At 64.7% G+C, this 20,658-nt stretch carries 19 protein-coding genes; 13 read left to right on the top strand and 6 right to left on the bottom strand.

All coding sequences use genetic code 11. The annotated features are described in order from the left end of the window. Positions 1-64: 64 nt before the first annotated feature. Positions 65-796 carry an L-ornithine N(alpha)-acyltransferase gene (gene olsB, locus C7A17_RS17295; RefSeq protein WP_106739176.1) on the top strand — a complete coding sequence of 244 codons (732 nt, stop codon included), beginning with the start codon at positions 65-67 and terminating at the stop codon, positions 794-796. Between the two features lie 78 nt (positions 797-874). After that, positions 875-1,645: a lysophospholipid acyltransferase family protein gene (locus tag C7A17_RS17290; RefSeq protein ID WP_106739175.1), complete on the top strand. Its 771-nt coding sequence runs from the start codon at positions 875-877 to the stop codon at positions 1,643-1,645. 217 nt (positions 1,646-1,862) lie between these two features. Here C7A17_RS17290 and C7A17_RS17285 read toward each other — a convergent pair whose 3' ends face one another. Continuing rightward, a complete protein-coding gene (locus C7A17_RS17285) occupies positions 1,863-2,711 on the bottom strand; it encodes a universal stress protein (protein ID WP_106739174.1) in 849 nt (282 codons plus the stop codon). Positions 2,712-2,881: 170 nt separating this feature from the next. On the opposite strand from C7A17_RS17285, the gene C7A17_RS17280 reads away from it, so the two are divergent. Then, complete coding sequence (locus C7A17_RS17280; RefSeq protein WP_106739173.1) at positions 2,882-5,599, top strand: cation-transporting P-type ATPase; 2,718 nt, start codon at positions 2,882-2,884, stop codon at positions 5,597-5,599. Between the two features lie 177 nt (positions 5,600-5,776). Here the strand turns inward: C7A17_RS17280 and C7A17_RS17275 are convergent, their stop codons facing one another. Then, positions 5,777-6,376: an acyl carrier protein phosphodiesterase gene (locus C7A17_RS17275; protein ID WP_106739172.1), complete on the bottom strand. Its 600-nt coding sequence runs from the start codon at positions 6,374-6,376 to the stop codon at positions 5,777-5,779. Between the two features lie 126 nt (positions 6,377-6,502). On the opposite strand from C7A17_RS17275, the gene C7A17_RS17270 reads away from it, so the two are divergent. Beyond that, complete coding sequence (locus C7A17_RS17270) at positions 6,503-6,805, top strand: ArsR/SmtB family transcription factor (RefSeq protein ID WP_106742993.1); 303 nt, start codon at positions 6,503-6,505, stop codon at positions 6,803-6,805. Between the two features lie 27 nt (positions 6,806-6,832). Beyond that, positions 6,833-7,882, top strand: a complete 1,050-nt coding sequence (locus tag C7A17_RS17265) for an alkene reductase (protein WP_106739171.1) — start codon at positions 6,833-6,835, stop codon at positions 7,880-7,882. A gap of 279 nt (positions 7,883-8,161) precedes the next feature. Here the strand turns inward: C7A17_RS17265 and C7A17_RS17260 are convergent, their stop codons facing one another. After that, complete coding sequence (locus C7A17_RS17260) at positions 8,162-9,016, bottom strand: ATPase (protein WP_106739170.1); 855 nt, start codon at positions 9,014-9,016, stop codon at positions 8,162-8,164. Between the two features lie 357 nt (positions 9,017-9,373). Here C7A17_RS17260 and C7A17_RS17255 point away from each other — a divergent pair, with 357 nt between their 5' ends. Next, entirely contained in the window at positions 9,374-9,661 is a 288-nt protein-coding gene (locus C7A17_RS17255) for a hypothetical protein (RefSeq protein ID WP_106739169.1), read from the top strand. Here the strand turns inward: C7A17_RS17255 and C7A17_RS17250 are convergent. Both C7A17_RS17250 and C7A17_RS17245 read right to left on the bottom strand, forming a co-directional pair. Further along, positions 9,652-10,650, bottom strand: coding sequence for an NAD-dependent epimerase/dehydratase family protein (locus tag C7A17_RS17250; protein ID WP_106739168.1), 999 nt, complete (start codon positions 10,648-10,650; stop codon positions 9,652-9,654). The genes C7A17_RS17255 and C7A17_RS17250 overlap by 10 nt on opposite strands. A 97-nt stretch (positions 10,651-10,747) precedes the next feature. Then, positions 10,748-11,644, bottom strand: coding sequence for a LysR family transcriptional regulator ArgP (locus tag C7A17_RS17245; RefSeq protein ID WP_106739167.1), 897 nt, complete (start codon positions 11,642-11,644; stop codon positions 10,748-10,750). A gap of 94 nt (positions 11,645-11,738) precedes the next feature. Between C7A17_RS17245 and C7A17_RS17240 the strand changes: the two genes are divergently transcribed. From C7A17_RS17240 to C7A17_RS17220, 5 genes are all read left to right on the top strand, one after another. Beyond that, the gene (locus C7A17_RS17240) at positions 11,739-12,152 is read left to right on the top strand and encodes an ACT domain-containing protein (RefSeq protein ID WP_106739166.1); all 414 of its coding nucleotides are present in this window, start codon (positions 11,739-11,741) and stop codon (positions 12,150-12,152) included. Beyond that, complete coding sequence (locus tag C7A17_RS17235) at positions 12,152-12,754, top strand: LysE/ArgO family amino acid transporter (protein ID WP_106739165.1); 603 nt, start codon at positions 12,152-12,154, stop codon at positions 12,752-12,754. Before C7A17_RS17240 ends, C7A17_RS17235 begins: the two co-directional genes overlap by 1 nt. A gap of 50 nt (positions 12,755-12,804) precedes the next feature. After that, entirely contained in the window at positions 12,805-13,761 is a 957-nt protein-coding gene (locus tag C7A17_RS17230) for a LysR family transcriptional regulator (protein ID WP_106739164.1), read from the top strand. A gap of 91 nt (positions 13,762-13,852) precedes the next feature. Beyond that, positions 13,853-14,038, top strand: a complete 186-nt coding sequence (locus C7A17_RS17225) for a hypothetical protein (RefSeq protein ID WP_106739163.1) — start codon at positions 13,853-13,855, stop codon at positions 14,036-14,038. Positions 14,039-14,126: 88 nt separating this feature from the next. Continuing rightward, positions 14,127-14,354 carry a DUF2790 domain-containing protein gene (locus C7A17_RS17220; protein ID WP_106739162.1) on the top strand — a complete coding sequence of 76 codons (228 nt, stop codon included), beginning with the start codon at positions 14,127-14,129 and terminating at the stop codon, positions 14,352-14,354. Between the two features lie 104 nt (positions 14,355-14,458). Here the strand turns inward: C7A17_RS17220 and C7A17_RS17215 are convergent, their stop codons facing one another. Next, positions 14,459-14,947, bottom strand: coding sequence for a lipocalin-like domain-containing protein (locus C7A17_RS17215; RefSeq protein ID WP_234035811.1), 489 nt, complete (start codon positions 14,945-14,947; stop codon positions 14,459-14,461). 176 nt (positions 14,948-15,123) lie between these two features. Here C7A17_RS17215 and C7A17_RS17210 point away from each other — a divergent pair, with 176 nt between their 5' ends. Together C7A17_RS17210 and putA are read left to right on the top strand one after the other, a co-directional pair. Continuing rightward, positions 15,124-16,065: a LysR family transcriptional regulator gene (locus tag C7A17_RS17210; protein ID WP_106739160.1), complete on the top strand. Its 942-nt coding sequence runs from the start codon at positions 15,124-15,126 to the stop codon at positions 16,063-16,065. A gap of 422 nt (positions 16,066-16,487) precedes the next feature. Next, positions 16,488-20,423, top strand: coding sequence for a trifunctional transcriptional regulator/proline dehydrogenase/L-glutamate gamma-semialdehyde dehydrogenase (putA, locus tag C7A17_RS17205; RefSeq protein ID WP_106739159.1), 3,936 nt, complete (start codon positions 16,488-16,490; stop codon positions 20,421-20,423). The last annotated feature ends 235 nt before the right edge of the window (positions 20,424-20,658 follow it).

Raw genomic sequence — 20,658 nt, 5'->3', positions numbered from 1 at the left:
GCCTGAGCTTGCCCAACAAGATCGACCGGCTGCAAGCACCCAGCCGGCACACGGAGGATCTGGCATGACTCAAACCGCTCGCCGCCTACAGGCCGAACGCCTGCAAGGCCCCGCCGCCCTGCGTGAAGCTCAGGCCTTGCGCTACCGCGTGTTCAGCGCGGAATTCGACGCCAAGCTCAACGGCGCCGAACTGGGTCTGGACATGGATGACTACGACATCCACTGCCGCCATATCGGTGTGCGTGACCTGAAAAGCGGCGAACTGGTGGCCACCACCCGTCTGCTCGACCACCAGGCCGCCGCCGGTCTCGGTCGCTACTACAGCGAAGAGGAATTCGCCCTGCATGGCCTGGCCAAGCTGGAAGGCCCGGTGCTGGAAATCGGCCGTACCTGCGTGGCCCATGCCTACCGCAACGGAGGCACCATCGCCGTGCTCTGGGGCGAGCTGGCCGAAGTGCTCAACGAAGGCGGCTACCGCTACCTGATGGGCTGCGCCAGCATCTCCATGCAGGACGGCGGCATCCAGGCACAAGCCATCATGCAGCGCCTGCGTGAGCGTTACCTGTGCACCGAGCACCTGCGCGCCGAGCCGAAACATCCGCTGCCGCAGCTGGATCTGCCGGGCAACGTCATCGCCGAGATGCCGCCGCTGCTCAAGGCCTACATGCGCCTGGGGGCGAAGATCTGCGGCGAGCCCTGCTGGGATCGCGACTTCCAGGTGGCCGACGTGTTCATCCTGCTCAAGCGCGACGAGTTGTGCCCGCGTTACGCCCGGCACTTCAAGGCTGCTGTCTGACGCAGACAGGCGGACGCTACTTGCATCACCTACCCCGGCCCTGTAAACAGAGGCCGGCTTTTTCATCTGGAGTTCACGATGACCCGACTGCGTCTTTCCCTGCGTCTGCTGCATCTGAGCCTGGTGATCGCCTTCGGCACGCTGCTGGCCGCAGTCGTCAGCCTCTGCGAACGCGCGGTGCGACATGACCTGATGTCCCTGCGCCAACGCCTGACGCGCTGGTTCCTCGCACGCCTGCGCGGCGCCCTGCCATTTCGCGTGCGCATCGAGGGCGAGCTGCCGGCCCAGCCAATGTTGTGGGTCGCCAATCATGTGTCGTGGACGGACATTCCGCTGCTTGGCGCCCTGCAGCCAATCTCCTTTCTGTCCAAGGCGGAAGTGCGCGCCTGGCCGCTGGCCGGTTGGCTGGCGCACAAGGGCGGCACCCTGTTCATCCGCCGCGGCGCAGGCGACAGCGGACAGATCGGCCAGCAGCTCACCCAGCACCTGCAGCGCGGGCGTCATCTGTTGATCTTCCCCGAGGGCACCACCACCGACGGCCTGGCCCTGCGCACCTTCCATGGTCGCCTGCTGAGCAGTGCCATCGACAGCGGCGTGGCCATCCAGCCGGTGGCCATTCGTTACCTGCGTGACGGCCAACCTTGCTCGGTGGTGCCCTTCACCGGCGATGACGACATGCTTTCGCACCTGCTGCGCCTGCTCTCCAGTTCGGCCTGCGAGGTGGAAATCCGTCTGCTGCAGCCAATCCCCAGCGATACCCGCAGCCGCAACGAACTGGCTCGTCATAGCCAGGCCTCGATTGCTGCGGCATTGCAGCTGGAATCGTCCCAGGAACAGGCCGCGGCTTAATACCGATCAGATAAGACGTAGTGTTTGGCACGGATGGCCTTTGTCGGGGGGCGTAGGGCCGCCCAGACCGTGCGCCGCGAAATGCCGGCGCCACTGTCATTGGTGCGCACGGCGCACCCTACGTAACTGAAGCCGCGTAGGTTTGCTTCGGGCATGCTCGGTCGGCCCCCTCTCCCGCAAGCGGGAGAGGGGAAGTCAACGACGTGTCAAACCGTCATCAACGGGCCGGCGGGACGATCAGTGCATCGACGTCCTGGGTGGCCAGCAAGCGGCTGGCAACGCTGCCCAGCACCAGACGCGACACCCCTTCGCGGGCATGAGTGCCAAGTACCAGCAGATCGGCAGAGGAACGCTTCAGCGCTTCGTCGATGACCGACTCTGGCGAACCGAGATGAATCTGCAACCGCTCTGGCGCAAGGGTCAAACCATCCTGGCCCAGGCGTTCGATGATCTGTTTGTGCAGATCCTCACGCTGGGTTTCCAGCACCTGAGCGCTCAGGCTCGCTTCCAGCATCACCCCGGGCGATACCGGCTCGAGCGCACTGGCCGCATCGAAGTTCTGCGGATCGAGCAGGCCCAGGTCGCGGGCACGGCTGGCAGCCTGCAGCGAGGTACGTGACAGATCCAGCGCCAGCAACGCGTGCTTGTACTCACGAGTGACCGGGCCGTTGACGCGCAGTACCGGCAGATGACTGGCGCGCACCACACGCTCGAGCGTGGTGCCGACGAAGAAGTCCCGCAGCGACGATTTGCGATGCGCGCCCACCACCAGCAGCTCGGCGCTGCAACCTTGCGCGCTCTCGACCAGTACCTCGGCGACATCACCGCTGGCGACGATCATCCGTGGCTTGCTGCCAGCCTGCTCGGCCAGGCGCTCGGCCTGGGCCTGCAGCAGGGTTTCGGCCTGCTGCACCTGGCTTGCCACGTGCTCAGCCGGCGCGTCGTCGTCGATCACATGGACCAGCGTCCATTCCCCGCCACCCTGGCGACGGATCAATTGCACGGCGCGCTGCAGTGCATGGGCTGAGCGCTCGGATAGGTCGGTTGCCACCATGATCTTGATCATCTTCTTTCCTCCATTCGTGTCATGACCGGATACATTGAGCCTCGATAGGTCTCGCCGATCCTTGATGCAGATCAGGCTCCGGGTTCGAAAGCCGACTAGGGTTCAAAGGGCTCGGTTTCCCTTCGCACGAAGTGGAACCAGATCCTGGCGCCCGAAGGAGACTAATCCCCATGGAAAATCGACTTCCTGGACATACTGACCACATCTGGCACCAACTGACTCCGCAACAGGCACTCGAGGCTCAGCAGAGCACCTCGTCAGGGCTCAGTGAGCACGAAGCCCACGAGCGCCTGCAACGCCATGGCCCCAATCGTCTGCCATCGCCGAAACGCCGCGGCCCGCTGCTGCGCCTGCTGTACCAGTTTCACAACGTACTGCTGTACATGATGCTCGGCGCCGCGCTGATCACCGCCCTGCTCGGCCACTGGGTCGATACCTCGGTGATCCTCGCCGCGGTGCTGATCAACGTGATCATCGGCTTCATCCAGGAAGGCAAGGCGGAGAACGCACTCGACGCCATCCGCAACATGCTCTCGCCCCACGCCATGGTGCTGCGCAACGGCGAGCGCCACGAAATCGATGCCGAACGGCTGGTGCCCGGCGACGTGGTGTTGCTGGTATCCGGTGACAAGGTGCCGGCCGACCTGCGCCTGCTCAGCGTGAAGAACCTGCTGGTGGAAGAAGCGGCGCTGACCGGCGAATCGGTGCCGGTAGAAAAATCCGTGGCCCACTGCCAGGCCGACGCCGCGCTCGGCGACCGTCGCTGCATGGCCTACTCCGGCACCCTGGTCAGCAGCGGCCAGGCCACCGGCCTGGTGGTGGCCACCGGCGCGGACACCGAACTGGGCCGCATCGGCGCCATGCTGCAACAGGTGCAGGCGCTGTCCACACCGCTGCTACGGCAGATCGAACAGTTCAGCCGCTGGCTGGCGGTGATCATCCTGATCCTGGCGCTGGCCACCTTCATCCTCGGCATTCTCTGGCACGGGCAGAACCCCGGCGAGATGTTCATGATGGTGGTGGCGCTCACCGCCTCGGCCATTCCCGAAGGCCTGCCGGCGATCATGACCGTGATCCTCGCCTTGGGCGTACAGCGCATGGCCGGGCACAACGCCATCGTCCGTCGCCTGCCGGCGGTGGAAACCCTCGGATCGGTGACGGTGATCTGCTCGGACAAGACCGGCACCCTGACCCGCAACGAAATGACCGTGCAACGCGTGGTCAGCGCCAGCCGCATCCTCGACATCAGCGGCGTCGGCTATGCCCCGGAAGGCGCCTTCCATCAGGGCGGCAAGCTGCTCGAACCCGATAGCGCGTTGCTGGAGATCACCCGCGCGGCGCAGCTGTGCAACGACGGCCGTCTGCAACAGGACGCTGCCGGCCACTGGCTGCTGCACGGCGACCCGACCGAAGGCGCGCTGCTCACCCTGGCGCTGAAAAGCGGCCTCGATATCCAGAGTCTGCACACGCAATTGCCACGCAGCGACGCGATTCCGTTCGAGTCGGAACACCGCTTCATGGCCACCCTGCATCACGATCACGCCGGCCACGGACTGATCCTGCTCAAGGGCGCTCCCGAGCGCGTGTTGGAAATGTGCGCCAGCCAGCGCGGCGCCGACGGCAGCAACGCGCCGCTGGATGCCGATTACTGGCGCCGCCAGGCCACCGACCTGGCCGCCCGAGGCCTGCGCCTGCTGGCCCTGGCCAGCAAACCGGCCACAGCCGAGCAGCGCACGCTCAGGTTCGACGACGTGGAGAACGGCCTGACCCTGCTGGCGCTGGTCGGCATCATCGACCCACCACGCGAGGAGGCCATCGCCGCCGTCGCCGAATGCCAGCGCGCCGGCATCCGGGTGAAGATGATCACCGGCGATCATGCCGAAACCGCCCGCGCCATTGGTGCACAACTGGGTATCGGCGTCGGTCTGCCAGCGATGACCGGTGCGGAGCTGGAGTTGCTCGACGACCGTCGCCTGCGTGAGGTGCTGCCCAATATCGAGGTGTTCGCCCGCGCCAGCCCGGAGCACAAGCTGCGCCTGGTGCAGAGCATGCAGGACAGCGGCCAGGTGGTGGCGATGACCGGCGACGGGGTCAACGACGCCCCGGCCCTCAAGCGCGCCGACGTCGGCGTAGCCATGGGCCTGAAGGGCACCGAGGCGGCCAAGGAAGCCGCCGAGGTGGTACTGGCCGACGACAACTTCGCCACCATCGCCGGCGCCGTGCGCGAGGGCCGGGCGATCTACGACAACCTGAAGAAATTCATCCTCTTCGCCCTGCCCACCAACGGCGGCCAGTCGCTGATCGTGATCTTCGCCATCCTGTTCCAGGTGGTGCTGCCACTGACCCCGGCGCAGGTGCTGTGGATCAACATGGTCACCTCCAGCACCCTGGGCCTGGCGCTGGCCTTCGAACCCACCGAACGCGGCCTGATGAACCGAGCGCCGCGCGCGCCGAACGAGCCGCTGTTGTCCGGCTTCTTCATCTGGCGCGTGGTGATGGTCTCGGTGCTGATCGCCGGGGCGGGCATCGGCCTGTTCCTCTGGGAACTGGAGCTGGGCAAAAGCCTGGAAAGCGCCCGCACCACAGCGGTCAATGCCGTGGTGATGTGCGAGATGTTCTACCTGCTCAACAGCCGCAGCATCTTCGGTTCGGTACTCAGCCGCGAAGCCCTGCTGGGCAACCGCGCCGTACTGGCGACCATCGCCCTGTGCCTGGTGTTGCAACTGCTGTTCACCTACGCCCCGCCGTTACAGGGCGTATTCGGCTCGGTGGGGATGAGCCTGGATGAATGGCTACGGGTTTTGCTGGCTGGCCTGGCGCTGTTCAGCGTGGCGGAATTGGAGAAATGGGTGGTGCGGCGCTTTGGCTTGCACGCGCAGGCAACCTGAGCCGTGGCGGGATTTCAGTGATGATTGTCGCGTCTAAAGCCCTCCCACAGCGCCCGACGCGAAACCTTGCGGGAGGCGCTTTAGCGGCGACCGTCGCAGCGGCGAAATCGCTGGTGCGCACGGCGCACCCTACGGATGCCGGGAAACTCCCGTAGGGTGCGCCATGCGCACCGCCTCTCAAGCGCTCCCGGTTTGCCTCGAACCTACAAGCTCGGTCTCGGCGAAGGCCATCAGCTCAGGGTAGAAGGCGCGAAAGTCCTCGCTGAGCGGTTCGTACAGGCGCTCCAGTTCCGCCAGGCTGCCATCGAGCAACTGCGGTTTGGACAAGCGTCGCTGCATACCGGCGATCACCTGCTCCAGCACGGCGAATTCGCGGTAGCTGCCGAGCCAGTCCTGCGCCGCCATACGCGGCGCCATCAACGCCAGGCGTCCCGGCAGCTCAGGCTCGGCGGCAAGTACCTGGTAAACCCGGTCGGTGAAATGCTCCAGCGGCTGCGCCGCGTACGCCGACCAGTCACGGGCCAGGCAATGATCGAAGAACAGATCCAGCAACATGCCGGCCGTTCTCCGCCGCTGTTCCGGGAAACGTGCACGAGCCCGTGCCTGCAACGGGTGGCTGTCGGTAAAGGCATCGATGCGTCGATGCAGGCGAATGGCGGCCTCGATTTGCGCTGGCCAACGCCCGACCAGCGGGCCTTTGACGAAATCGCCATAGAGGCTGCCGAGCAGTTGTGGCGCTGCGTCGCCGCCGAGGTGCAGATGAGCCAGGTAGTTCATCCCGTGAGCTTAACCCCGCCGGCAGGACAATCGAAGTGGCTGATGGAGACTATCGGAACAATCGATCTGTATATCGCTCAGAGACGATATAAGGTTCGCCACATGACGATACGCAACGACAACACCATGGACATCGACCTCGACGCCATCATCAAGGCCCTCGCCCACCCGGTTCGCCGCGACATCCTCGACTGGTTGAAGGAGCCCGAGCAGCACTTCGCCGAACAGGATCACCCGCTGGAGATCGGCGTGTGCGCCGGCAAGATATTCCTGCGTACCGGGCTGTCGCAATCCACCGTTTCCGCCCATCTGACCACCTTGCAGCGCGCCGGTCTGGTGACCAGCCGCAAGGTCGGCCAGTGGCACTTCTTCAAGCGCAACGACGAGCTGATCCAGGCTTTCGTCGAGCGCCTTGGCCAGCAACTCTGAATCGCCCCCTTACCTCGGAGAACCACCATGTCCACACTGTTCGACCCCATCCAGATCGGTGATCTGCACCTGAACAACCGCATCATCATGGCCCCGCTGACCCGCTGCCGCGCCGACGAAGGCCGCGTACCCAACGCGCTGATGGCCGAGTACTACACACAGCGTGCCTCGGCTGGCCTGATCATCAGCGAAGCCACCGCCGTCACGCCGATGGGCGTCGGCTACCCGGACACTCCCGGCATCTGGTCGGATGAGCAGATTCGTGGCTGGAGCAATATCACCAAGGCTGTGCATGCCAACGGCGGCAAGATCGTCCTGCAGCTGTGGCACGTCGGCCGTATTTCCGACCCGATCTACCTGAACGGCGAACTGCCAGTGGCACCGAGCGCGATCAAACCGGCCGGCCATGTCAGCCTGGTGCGTCCGATCAAGGAGTTCGTCACCCCGCGTGCCCTGGAGACCGAAGAGATCGCCGATATCGTCGAGGCCTATCGCCAGGGCGCCGAGAACGCCATGGCGGCCGGTTTCGATGGTGTGGAAATCCACGGTGCCAACGGTTACCTGCTCGACCAGTTCCTGCAGAGCAGCACCAACCAACGCACCGACCGCTACGGTGGCAGCGTTGAGAATCGTGCACGTCTGCTGCTGGAAGTGACCGATGCGGCCATCTCGGTGTGGGGCGCCGGCCGTGTCGGCGTGCACCTGGCACCGCGTGCGGATTCCCATGACATGGGCGATGCCAACCGTGCCGAGACCTTCGGCTACGTGGCTCGCGAACTGGGCAAACGCGGCATCGCCTTCATCTGCGCCCGTGAAAAGGCAGGTGACGACAGCCTGACGCCGCAGCTGAAGAAGGAATTCGGCGGCGTGTTCATCGCCAACGAACGCTTCACCAAGGATCAGGCCAACGCCTGGCTGGCCGAGGGCAAAGCCGATGCCGTGGCCTTCGGCATTCCCTTCATCGCCAACCCGGACCTGCCCGAGCGCCTGGCGCAGGATGCACCGCTGAACGAGCCGCACCCGGAAACTTTCTACGGTTCCGGCCCGGTCGGCTATATCGACTACCCGCGCCTGTAACGCACTTCATGTAGGGTGCGCCACGCGCACCAACCGGGCGAGACGAACAATGTCGATGCGCGCCCCGCGACACCCTACGACCGGAAAGAAACGAACAAGCCCCGCATTGCGGGGCTTGTTCGTTTAGCGAAGTGCCTCAGAACCTGTTCACGATCTTGCGAGCTAGAGCCATACAAGGCAAAAACAGGCGAGGACGCGGAGTTTACAAGCTGTAAATGAGCAGTCCGAGCCTGTTTTTAACGCAGTAAGGCCGACGCGCAGCAGATCGTGAACAGGTTCTCAGCGCTGATTGAGCTGCTGCTGCAGATTCACCACCTGGCTTTGCAGGGTGCTGATGTTGCGCGTCATCTGCGCGCGGAAGGCATCGAACTCGGCGGTATTCGGGCCCGCACTGGCGGCGGCGGCCGGACGATTGTCCAGCTCGCTGCGCAGCACCAGCAGATCCTGCTCCAGGCTACGGATGGCCTGGCTCGGGTTGCCCTGCTTCTTCAGCGCATCGATATCAGTGCTCAGCGTCTTGATACGGGTATCGAGCTTGGCCAGTTCGGCCTGGGTCGCCTTGGCATCGCCTTGTGCGGCCTTCAACGCGGTCTGCTCGCTGGTCAGCGCCTGCAGACGCTTGTCGAACTCGGCACTGGCACCGATGCCACTCTTGAGCTCCGTGCCCAACTGATCGATGCGCTTGTCCAGCGCGGCTTGCGCCGTGGCGCTCTGTTGCTGTTGCTTGCTCAGCTCGGCCAGGCGGTTCTCCAGTTGCCGAACCTGCAGCTTGAGCGCCTCGCTGCCGCTGGTGACGTTGGATTCGGTCGCCACCACCTTGCCGGAAATATCCTGGATACGCCCGGCGGCTTCCTCGCTGATGCGCGCGAAACTTTCCTGGGTCGCCACCAGACGCTGCTCCATCAGACCGATCTGCTGCAGGCTCCACCACCCAAGGCCGGCCAGGGCAATGCTCAGCGCCCCCACCAATGCCCACAGCGGCCCGGTGCTCGGGGCCTTGCCAACCGCTGCGCGGTTGCTGGGTGCACGGCTGCTGCGCGGGGTCGGTTCGTCGCGTGGCTCGACGAAATCCTCGCGGCGCTCCGTGGTCAGGCTGGGCAGATTGTCGAGCTCGTCATTGGCATCGTTGCGCATGATCAGACCTATGTTGGAACGGATAAACGGAAATGCCGCGCAGTATACCGATTCGCCATCACACCATCAGTGCCGCGCCAAGGAGGTGCGCAGCGCACCGACGAAGGGCGCGACAGGGCCATCGACCCGTCTGCAGCCCAGCAGTTCCGCAAAACTTGAACTGGTACGCACTTTGCTTTTTCCCCTGTCGTGAACACGCCTACCGCGCGTCGCTCACAAGCCAGCAGGCGGCCTAAAAGTTCTGCAAAGCGATACCGCACGAATGCGTGTTACAGCCGGTAGGAAGAGGCTGTTCAGGTCACGGAAGGTGAGGAATGCCGAAGCCCGTGGCCCTTCAACCAAACGGGGGAAGTCACAATGGAACTGAACAAAGAAGTACTGGACTGCATGAAAGCGCTGCGCCGCCGTCTACGCGAAGAGCTGGAGGTGGATATACGTCTGAGCCAGCCCAATGCGATTGGCGCCATGCTCGATGGCAGCCTGAAGTCCATCGACGAAGAAACTCGCCGTCTCGGTCAACGCCTGGCCGAACTCTCCGCTCAAGCCCAGCGCCCGAACAGCACGCCCATCGCAGCGGTGGAACTACCGGTCGGCACTCCGTCCGGCGCCGTGCGGATCTATCGCGGTCAGCGCGTCTACGCCTGATGCCCCATCTGCACCTGCCACCAGGTGCAGAACTCATCCAGTGCATCCCACAGCCCCGCCCTGGGTTCGTAGCCAAGATACTCGCGGGCACGGTCGATGTTCAGGGAGAAATCCCTGGCCATCACCGCTACCCCCAGGCGAAACAGGCTCGGCTCCGGCCGCCCAGGCAGCAGTCGGCAAACACCTTCATTGAGCGTCGCAGCGGCATAGGCCAGCGGGAATGGCATATGTCGGGTCACCGGCGGCAGCTCCAGTCGGCGCAGCACGTAATTGACCACGTCCCACAGCGGTACCGGCGTGCCGTTGCTGATGTTGTACACCTGACCAAGCGCCGGGCCGCCGACCTGCAGTGAGCTGAGCAGGGCAGCATTGAGGTTGTGCACGTTGGTGAAATCGACCTTGTTCAGGCCATTGCCGATGATCGCCAGGCGCCCCTTGCGCTGCATGCCGATCAGCCGCGGGAAGATGCTGGTATCGCCCGCACCAGTGACGAAGCGCGGGCGCAGGGCAATCACCTCCAGGCCGAATTCCTGGGCGGCGAACACCTGCTGCTCGGCCAGGTACTTGGTCTTGCCGTAGTGATCGGAGAAGCGCTTGGGCACCTGCTCCTCACGAATATCGACATGCGAACGCCCATCGAAGTAGATCGATGGCGAGGACAGATGCACCAGGCGCCGCACCTTCTGTTTCAGGCAGGCGTCGACGACATTCTCGGTGACCGTCACATTGGCCTGATGGAAATGCGCATAGTCGCCCCACACCCCCACCGCACCCGCGCAATGCACCACGGCCTCGACATCCTGGCACAACGCCTGGGCAAGCTCGGGATCGCCCAGATCGCCCTGGACGAATTCGGCGCCACGCTTGATCAGGTGCTGCACGCCCTCGGCGCGCCGGCCGTTGACCCGTACAGTCAAGCCCTGCTCGAGAGCGAAACGCGCGAAGCGCCCACCGATGAAACCACTCGCGCCGGTGACCAGAATCCTCATCGCATCCCCCTGTGGTTCTTGTATTGGGCGCACTCTAGCAGCGCTTAGCCCACCCTGCCCTGTCGGTGGCGGCCAGAACTACGACCCTGCAGGCCGCTCATTGGTGCAATGGCACCAGCACCGAAGCGGAGTAGCGACGCAGCTGTTCGGTCAAGTCGTTGAGCAACTCGCCGCCATTGCGCCAGTGGTGCCAGTACAGCGGCACATCGATGAAGCGCTCGGGTATCAGATCCACCAGCCTGCCGCTGGCCAGCTCTTCTCGCACCTGCAATTGCGGCACCAGGCCCCAGCCCAGGCCGCCTTCGGTCAGGCGCACGAAGCCTTCGGACGAAGGGCACAGGTGGTAGGCGAAAGCACCTGTCACGCCCAATCCTGCCAGGTAGCGATGCTGCAACTGATCATCCGGGCCATAGACGATGGCCGGCGCACGGGCCAGCGCCTCGGCACTGACGCCAGCGGAGAAATGCCGGGCAATGAAAGCCGGGCTGGCCAGCGCGCGATAACGCATCGCCCCCAATGCCAGGCTGCGCGCGCCAGCCACCGGCCGTTCGGCAGCACATACGCAGCCGGCGACTTCGCCTGCGCGCATGCGCTTGAGGCCGACCTCCTGATCCTCCACCACCAGTTCCATCAGCACCTGCTGGGCGGCGCAGAAGTCGGCGGTCGCCGCCGCCCACCAGGTAGCCAGGCTGTCGGCGTTGATGGCGATGCGCAAACGCTCGGGCAAGGCCTGCTCATCCAGCCCCGGCACCTGGCCTTGCAAATCGCGTTCGAGCAGACGCACCTGCTGCACATGGTTGAGCAGACGCCGGCCGATTTCGGTGGGTGCTGGCGGTGTCGCGCGAACCAACACCGGTTGGCCGACCCGCGCTTCGAGCAACTTGATGCGCTGCGACACCGCCGACTGCGACAGCCCCAGTACCTGCGCAGCCCGCTCGAAACCGGCCTGCTCCACCACTGCCGCCAGCGCGGCCAGAAGTTTGTAATCGAACAATCGATTTTCCTAATGAGTGATCAGCAATATTGCTTTCTCTTATACATCTGGACGCCGCAGACTCGCCAGCATTCAGCCCAATCAGGAGTCCACCATGTCAGGCGAAACCGATCTCGCACGCCTGCTGCACAGCATGACGCCGCAACTCAACCCAGGTGAATACGTATTCTGCTGCGTACCTGCCGATCATGACTGCAGCGCCCTGCAGCCAGTCGCCAGCATGCGTGAGCGCGAAGGCCTGAGCCTGGTGCTGACACGCGAAGTCGCCGATGCCCATGGCCTGCGCTACGACTACGTCGCGGCCTGGATCACCCTTGACGTGCATTCCTCGCTGGCCGCTGTCGGGCTGACCGCTTCCTTCTCCGCCGCACTGGCGCAAGCAGGCATCAGCTGCAACGTGGTCGCCGGCTTTCATCATGACCATCTCTTCGTGCCCAGCGAGCGCGCCGAGCGGGCGCTGTCCACCCTGCGCGCCCTGTCGGCCGCGTCCATGCCGGAGCCCGTGTGATGTGGCAGAGCTATAGCAACGGCCTGCTGGTGGCCATCGGCCTGATCATGGCCATCGGAGCGCAGAACGCCTTCGTTCTGGCGCAGAGCCTGCGCCGTGAACATCACCTACCGGTAGCGGCGCTGTGCATCGTCTGCGATGCCCTGCTGGTGGCCGCCGGAGTTTTCGGTCTGGCCACCCTGCTGGCGCAGAGCCCGACTTTATTGGCCATCGCCCGCTGGGGCGGGGCCGCTTTCCTGATCTGGTACGGCAGCCAGGCCCTGCTACGCGCGGCGCGCCCGCAAGCGTTGCAAGCGGCAGGCAATGAACCGCGCTCGCTGCGTGCGGTAATGCTGGCGGCCCTTGCGGTCACCCTGCTCAACCCGCACGTCTATCTGGATACCGTGTTGCTGATCGGTTCGCTCGGTGCCCAGCAACCCGAACCCGGCGCCTATGCGGCCGGCGCGGCCAGTGCCTCCTTTCTCTGGTTCAGCGCCCTGGCGCTCGGCGCTGCCTGGCTCGCACCCTGGCTGGCCAGACCACTGACCTGGCGCCTGATCGATCTGGGCGTGGCAGCAATGATGTTCGCCGTGGCGGCGCAGCTGATCTTCGGCGCACTCTAGCCCCGCAGTCGCGCATAATGCGCCTGGTTCCTCTTACGCCAGGAGCAACAATGGACACTTTGCACGGCATGCGCGTATTCGTTCAGGTGGTCGAGCGCGGCAGCTTCACCGCTGCCGCCCAGGTGCTCGACCTGTCCACCGCGCAAGTGTCGCGCCTGATCGCCGATCTCGAACAACACCTCGAAGCACGCCTGCTGCAGCGCACCACACGGCGCCTGGCATTGACCGAGACCGGCGAACGCTACCTGGAGCGCTGCCGGCAGATCCTCGGCCAGATCGACGAAGCCGACGCCGAGGCGCGTGGCGCGCATCGTACGCCCAGCGGCCGTCTGCGCGTGCACACCATGACCGGTCTCGGCCTGCAGCACATCACCCCGCTGATCGCCCGCTATGCCGAACGACACCCTCAGGTCGTGGTGGAGCTGACCCTGGCCCAGCGCACCCCGGATCTGCTCGAAGACGGCCATGACGTGACCATCGCCTTCGCCCGCGACCTGCCTGATTCGCAATTGGTTGCACAGCGCCTGGGCGCGATCCACAGCGTTATCTGCGCAGCCCCCAGCTACCTGGCTCAATACGGGATTCCCGAGCACCCGGCTGACCTGCAGCGACATCGTCACCTGCGCCTGACCGACCCGCTGTACCGCGGCCAATGGGATTTCGGTGACGAACAGTTGGAGGCGCTACCGGCCGAATGCTTCCAGGTCAACGTCGCCGAAGCACTGGTCAAGGCGGCCCAGGCCGGCATGGGTTTCTGCCTGCTGCCCTCGTTCGTCGCCAGCCAGCCGCTGCGCGAAGGACGCCTGCTGCGCATCCTGCCGCAGCACCGGCTGCGCGCGCTGAACATCTACGCGATGTATCCGTCGCGGCGCTTCCTCGATGCCAAGACCCGCACCTGGGTGGAGTTTCTCAAGGCCGAGCTGCCGCCGCTGCTGTTGGGCGACGAGGCGGTATTGGAAGATGCGCAGTACTGGGCAAGTGCAGAGAAACTGTTGCGCCAAAGGTAATGGTCATTCACCCGGAGCGCGCTTTTTCCCACCTCGACGCCTCACTAGGATGACTTCGAACCCACGAAGAATTCGCACGAGGATCGCCCCCATGAAAAACCTTCTGACTGCCACTGCCCTTTCCCTCGGTGTCCTGCTCGCCAGCCAGGCCAGCTTCGCCGATGAGTCCCCGGCTTTCATCGCCCACGTCCAGGCTCACCTACAGGCGCACAAGGCACAACGCACCGAGCAACAGGCGCAAGCGAACAGCGCGCACAAGGCCGACCAGCAAGGCTGATCGACGCTTGCCTGACGCCGGTCTCCCCCGCTCCTGACCTGCGTCCCTCGGGCCACTCCCCGGCCCTTTTGAATCACCGGAGGTCATCATGAAACGTATCGCCTGCCTGCTCGCCCTTGCCTGCGCCAGCACCCTGGCACAGGCGGAATCGCCCGAGACCTATCACTACGGCATGCACCTGGACATCGCCAAGGTCATCAGCCAGACCCTGCCGCAAGGCTGCCAGGTGGGCGAAGCCCGCATGGTCTACCTGGACTCCAAGGGCGAACGCCACACCCTGATCTACCAGCGCATTGGCGAAGACTGTCGCTACTGACGCTTTCGGGCGTCACTCGCCCGCTGCTCCGTCATCACACAGCATCCGTCCTCCCTGCCCAGGCGCAGCGACAATGGGCCCATCGCGGCGAAGCAACGGCGGCGTTACCTGGCCCGTACGAACTCGGCGCTGAAACGCCCGCCGTCGGGACGGGTGAAGGTCTCGTACATGCGCTCACCGTCGACCTTCAACTGCAGCTCCTGCGTCGTCCGCACACCACCGACCCAGTTGGGGAAAGTGGCCCCCTCGACACGGTTGCCGGCAAACTGCCCCTGCTCATCGACGCTGTAGGTACCGAAAAAACCGATGCTCGACGCCATGACGCGACGGTTCTCGTCGTCGCTGCCATCGCCACGCACGTCCGAGCGAAAGCGCGGCGTATCGCCGTCGGTCAATACCTCGACGAAGTGCATATCAGGCGTGAACACCAACATGCCCTGCGGGTTTTCGCCGTAAGGACGCTCGATCCGACCATTCGTTTCCAGGGTCGCGGAGACCATGCGCCAGGTGCCTGCCACCTGATTGACGTCGCTTCGCGCCGGCTCGCGTTCGCTGGCCACGGCCATGAGGGAAACCCCAATCAGGCCAGCCATCAGCGCCACCTGCGACGACGACCTGATCCTATCGATCAGGCCTGGCCCGAATGAGGTTCGTGTATTCGACTCAGTGTTCATCGGCAATCTCCTGTGAGGTGATAACGATGGTATGAGGCGACTCGAACTATGATAAGACGCACCAATACGAACGACCTCGTGAAGAATATTCACCAATGAGCCACGCCAACCTCTCCGACCTCAAGGCCTTCGTCCAGGTGGCGCAGCAACGCAGCTTTCAAAAGGCGGCGGATTCTCTGGGGGTCTCGCGCTCGTCCCTCAGCCATGCACTCAAGGGGCTCGAGCAGCGCCTGGGGGTTCGCTTGCTGCACCGCACCACCCGCAGCGTGGCAATGACGGAAGCCGGAGAGCAGTTGCTGCAACGTCTGATCCCGCTGCTGCAGGAGCTGGACGAGGCGCTGGATGCGGTCAGCCATGGCCCCGAGGAGCTCGCCGGTACACTGCGTATCAACGCCAGCAAAGGCGGGGCACGCTGGCTGCTCGGCCACGTGGTGCCGACCTTCCTGCAACGCCACCCCCATGTCGAACTCGACCTGGTCAGTGAAGGCAGGTTGGTGGATATCGTCGCCGAAGGTTTCGATGCCGGCGTGCGCCTGGCCGAGTCGGTACCCAAGGACATGGTGGCCGTACCGTTCGGAGGTGACGTGCGTTTCGTCACGGTCGCATCCGAAGGTTATGTGCACGCTTTCGGCCGGCCCGCCATGCCAGACGAACTCAGGTTGCATCGCTGCATTCGCCAACGGCTGCCCAGCGGCAAGCGCTATCGCTGGGAGTTCGAGCGCGGCACGGAGCAACTCGCTCTCGATGTTCCGGGCACCCTGAGCCTGGACGACAACGACCTGCTGGTCGAGGCAGCTTGCGCGGGATTGGGGATCGCCTACGTCCCGCATGCCTTCGCGCGACAGGCACTGGAGGATGGCCGCCTGACGCTGTTGCTCGAAGACTGGACGCCGCCTTCACCGGGCCTGTACCTGTACTACTCCAGCTATCGCCATGTGCCGGCCCAGTTGCAGGCGTTCATCGCCATCATCCGCGAGGCGAACGAGGCACTGGCCGCCGACGACCGGGCGCCGAGCCCAACAACACGCGACAACTGACGGGTCTATCCTGAAGCGGTACTACCGAGTCGCGATGCCGTTCAGCACTGCGCGAAGCGCCATTCGTGTGCACCCTGAAACGGGTAGCACCAAGGTTGCACCGCAATGGCGCAACAATCCATGCAGAGCCGTAACCGGCCGTTCTACTGGGGCTGCAAGAATCATTGCGCAGGAGGCTCGGTACGCTGCAAGCCCCAGTGAATCCGGCTTTGGAGTGAACGAGAAAGAGGCAAGCGTACGTCTGTCGGCTCACGCGAGATATTGGTTGCACCTGGTTGCACCCAGCGTTGAGCAGGTTTAATCTCGCGCAGCTTCCGGTACCCGTCATCCACAGACGGCAACCCTTCGGGCCGTCGCAGGCGACGTCGAAATTGCCCCAGGCAATTTTTTACCGTGCATTACCTGAATAATAGGATTCCCCCATGGCCACCACGACTCTTGGCGTAAAACTCGACGATGCCACCCGCGACCGCCTGAAACAGGCTGCGCAATCGATCGACCGCACCCCTCACTGGCTGATCAAGCAGGCGATCTTCAACTATCTGGAGCAGATCGAAGGCGGCCTCACCCCCGCCGAGCGCTCCGGCCTGGCCGCCGCTGCCGGTGAAGAAGCGCTGGAGTCGCTGAGCGAGCAAGGCCTGCAGGTATTCCTCGATTTCGCCGAAAGCATCCTCCCGCAGTCGGTACTGCGCGCCGCCATCACCTCGGCCTATCGCCGCCCGGAAACCGAAGCGGTACCAATGCTGCTGGAACAGGCCCGCCTGCCCAAGGATCTCTCCGACGCCACCCAGAAGCTGGCCCTGAGCATTGCCGAGAAGCTGCGCAACCAGAAGAGCGCCGGTGGCCGTCAGGGTCTGGTGCAGGGTCTGCTGCAGGAGTTCTCGCTGTCGTCGCAGGAAGGCGTGGCACTGATGTGCCTGGCCGAAGCCCTGCTGCGCATTCCAGACAAAGCCACCCGCGATGCGCTGATCCGCGACAAGATTGCCAACGGCAACTGGAGCCAGCACCTCGGCCAGAGCCCGTCGATGTTCGTCAACGCCGCCAGCTGGGGCCTGCTGATTACCGGCAAGCTGGTATCGACGCACAACGAGGCCGGCCTCTCCAATTCGCTCAACCGCCTGATCGGCAAGAGCGGCGAACCGGTGATCCGCAAGGGCGTGGACATGGCCATGCGCCTGATGGGCGAGCAGTTCGTCACCGGCGAAACCATCGGCGAAGCCCTGGCCAACGCCACCTCCCTGGAAAGCAAAGGCTTCCGCTACTCCTATGACATGCTCGGCGAAGCCGCGCTGACCGAGGAAGACGCCAAGCGCTACCTGGCCTCCTACGAGCAGGCCATCCACGCCATCGGCAAGGCCTCCCACGGCCGCGGCATCTACGAAGGCCCGGGCATCTCGATCAAGCTCTCGGCCCTGCACCCGCGCTACAGCCGCGCGCAGTACGACCGGGTGATGGAAGAGCTGTACCCGATCCTGCTGAGCCTGACCCAACTGGCCAAGCAGTACGACATCGGCATCAACATCGATGCCGAGGAAGCCGACCGCCTGGAGCTGTCGCTGGATCTGCTCGAGCGCATGTGCTTCGAGCCGAGCCTGGCCGGCTGGAACGGTATCGGCTTCGTCATCCAGGCCTATCAGAAGCGCTGCCCGTATGCGATCGACTACGTCATCGACCTGGCCAAGCGCAGCCGCCATCGCCTGATGATCCGCCTGGTGAAGGGCGCCTACTGGGACAGCGAAATCAAGATGGCCCAGGTCAATGGCCTGGAAGGCTACCCGGTGTACACCCGCAAGCCGTACACCGACGTCTCCTACATCGCCTGCGCCCGCAAGCTGCTGGCCGCGCCGGAAGCCATCTACCCGCAGTTCGCCACCCACAACGCCCACTCGCTGTCGGCCATCTACCACCTTGCCGGGCAGAACTACTACCCGGGTCAGTACGAGTTCCAGTGCCTGCACGGCATGGGCGAGCCGCTGTACGAGCAAGTGGTGGGCAAGGTTGCCGATGGCAAGCTGAACCGTCCGTGCCGCATCTACGCCCCGGTGGGCAGCCACGAAACCCTGCTGGCCTACCTGGTACGCCGCCTGCTGGAAAACGGCGCCAACACCAGCTTCGTCAACCGCATCGCCGACAACAGCATCTCGCTCAAGGAGCTGGTACTCGACCCGGTGCAGCAGATCGAGCAGATGGCCGCGCAGGAAGGCACCGTCGGCCTGCCACACCCGCGCATCCCGTTGCCGCGTGACCTGTACGGCAAGGCCCGCACCAACTCCGCCGGCCTCGACCTTGCCAACGAACACCGCCTCGGCTCGCTGTCCTCGGCCCTGCTGTCGACCGCCAACCAAAACTACCTGGCCGAACCGATGCTCGGTTGCGACAGCGGCAACGCCGGCGAAGTCGAGCCGCTACGCAACCCGGCCGACCATCGCGACCTGGTCGGCCATGTGCGCGAGGCGAGCATCCAGGACGTCGACAACGCCCTGCGCTGCGCACTGTCCAGCGGGCCGATCTGGCAATCCACCCTGCCGGGCGAGCGCGCCGCCGTGCTGGAACGCGCCGCCGACCTGATGGAAGCCGAGCTGCAACAACTGATGGGCCTGCTGGTACGTGAATCCGGCAAGACCTTCGCCAATGCCATCGCCGAAGTCCGCGAAGCCGTCGATTTCCTGCGCTACTACGCCGCCCAGGCGCGCAGCTTCGGCAATGACAGCCATCGCCCGCTGGGCCCGGTGGTGTGCATCAGCCCGTGGAACTTTCCCCTGGCAATCTTCAGCGGTCAGGTTGCCGCCGCCCTGGCTGCGGGTAACACCGTGCTGGCCAAGCCGGCCGAACAGACGCCGCTGATCGCCGCACAAGCCGTGCGTATCCTGCTCGAAGCCGGTGTACCGGCCGGTGCCGTACAACTGCTGCCGGGCCGCGGCGAAACCGTCGGCGCGCGCCTGGTCGGCGACGAGCGCGTACGCGGGGTGATGTTCACCGGCTCCACCGAAGTGGCCGGCATCCTCCAGCGCAACATCGCGGGTCGCCTGGATGCCCAGGGCCGCAGCGTTCCGCTGATCGCCGAGACCGGCGGCCTCAACGCCATGATCGTCGACTCCTCGGCACTGACCGAACAGGTGGTGATGGACGTGGTCGCCTCCGCCTTCGACAGCGCCGGCCAGCGCTGCTCGGCCCTGCGCGTGCTGTGCGTGCAGGACGACGTGGCCGACCGCGTGCTGACCATGCTCAAGGGCGCCATGGCCGAATACACCGTGGGCAACCCCGAGCGTCTGAACACCGACATCGGCCCGGTGATCGACGCCGAAGCCAAGGGCAATATCGAGACGCACATCCAGAAGATGCGCGACAAGGGCCGCAAGGTGTTCCAGCTGGCGCGCGCCGATGGCGAAAGCATCAAGCGCGGCACCTTCGTCCTGCCGACGCTGATCGAGCTGGACAGCTTCGATGAAATGAAACGCGAGATCTTCGGCCCGGTGCTGCACGTGGTGCGCTACGCCCGTGCCGACCTGGGCACCTTGCTGCAGCAGATCAACGACAGTGGTTACGGCCTGACGCTCGGCGTGCACACGCGCATCGACGAGACCATTGCCCAGGTGGTCGGCACCGCCAAGGTCGGCAACCTGTACGTCAACCGCAACATCGTCGGCGCAGTGGTCGGCGTGCAACCGTTCGGCGGTGAAGGCCTGTCCGGCACCGGCCCGAAAGCCGGTGGCCCGCTGTACCTGTACCGCCTGCTGTCGACTCGTCCGCAGGATGCCGTGGCCCAGTACCTGCAACACGACGACGTGCAGACCCTGCCGGTTCCGGCCGAGCTGGACAAGGCACGCAGCGCCTTCAGCGACTGGGCAAGCAAGCAGGAGCCAGCCATCGCCGCCCTGTTCGAGCAGTACCGCAACCTGTCGCAGAGCTACAGCAGCCACACCCTCACCGGCCCGACCGGCGAGCGCAACAGCTACACCCTGCTGCCGCGCGAGCACGTGCTGAACCTGGCCGACGAGCGTGGCGACCTGCTCAGCCAACTGGCCGCCACCCTCGCAGTCGGTAGCCAGGCCGTCTGGCTGGAAAGCCATCGCGCGCTGTACAGCGAGCTACCGAAGGAAGTGCAGAAGCGCATCCAGCTGGTCGCGGACTGGAGCAGTGAAGAAGTCGGGCTGGACGCCATCCTCCATCACGGCGACTCCGATCAGCTGCGTGCGGTGGGCGAACAGGCGGCTCAGCGCAAAGGCGCCATCGTCGCGGTTCACGGCCTGAACAAGGGCGAAACCGACATCGCACTGGAACGCCTGCTGATCGAACACGCCCTGTCCGTGAACACGGCGGCAGCCGGCGGCAATGCCAGCCTGATGACCATCGGCTGACGATCATCGCCTGGCAACACCGTGGAAAGCTGGCTGAAAGCTTTCCACGGCATGCTGTATCCACACGGCGCGACTGCCCGCAGGGGCTACCCGCCCAGCGTCGTGTTCTCTCCTCCTGACCTTCGGGTCTGCGCCAGCCTACCCGGCAGGCGCTTCGAGCGGGGCCAACCGCCCCGCCCATTTCCTCCCGCCTCGCTGATTACGCATCTCAACTGGCCATCATTGTATTGGCGGA

Source organism: Pseudomonas mendocina, from assembly GCF_003008615.1.
GTDB lineage: Bacteria > Pseudomonadota > Gammaproteobacteria > Pseudomonadales > Pseudomonadaceae > Aquipseudomonas > Aquipseudomonas mendocina_C.
Note: the sequence above shows the minus strand (reverse complement) of the source record. Positions and strands in the feature narration are given on the sequence as shown.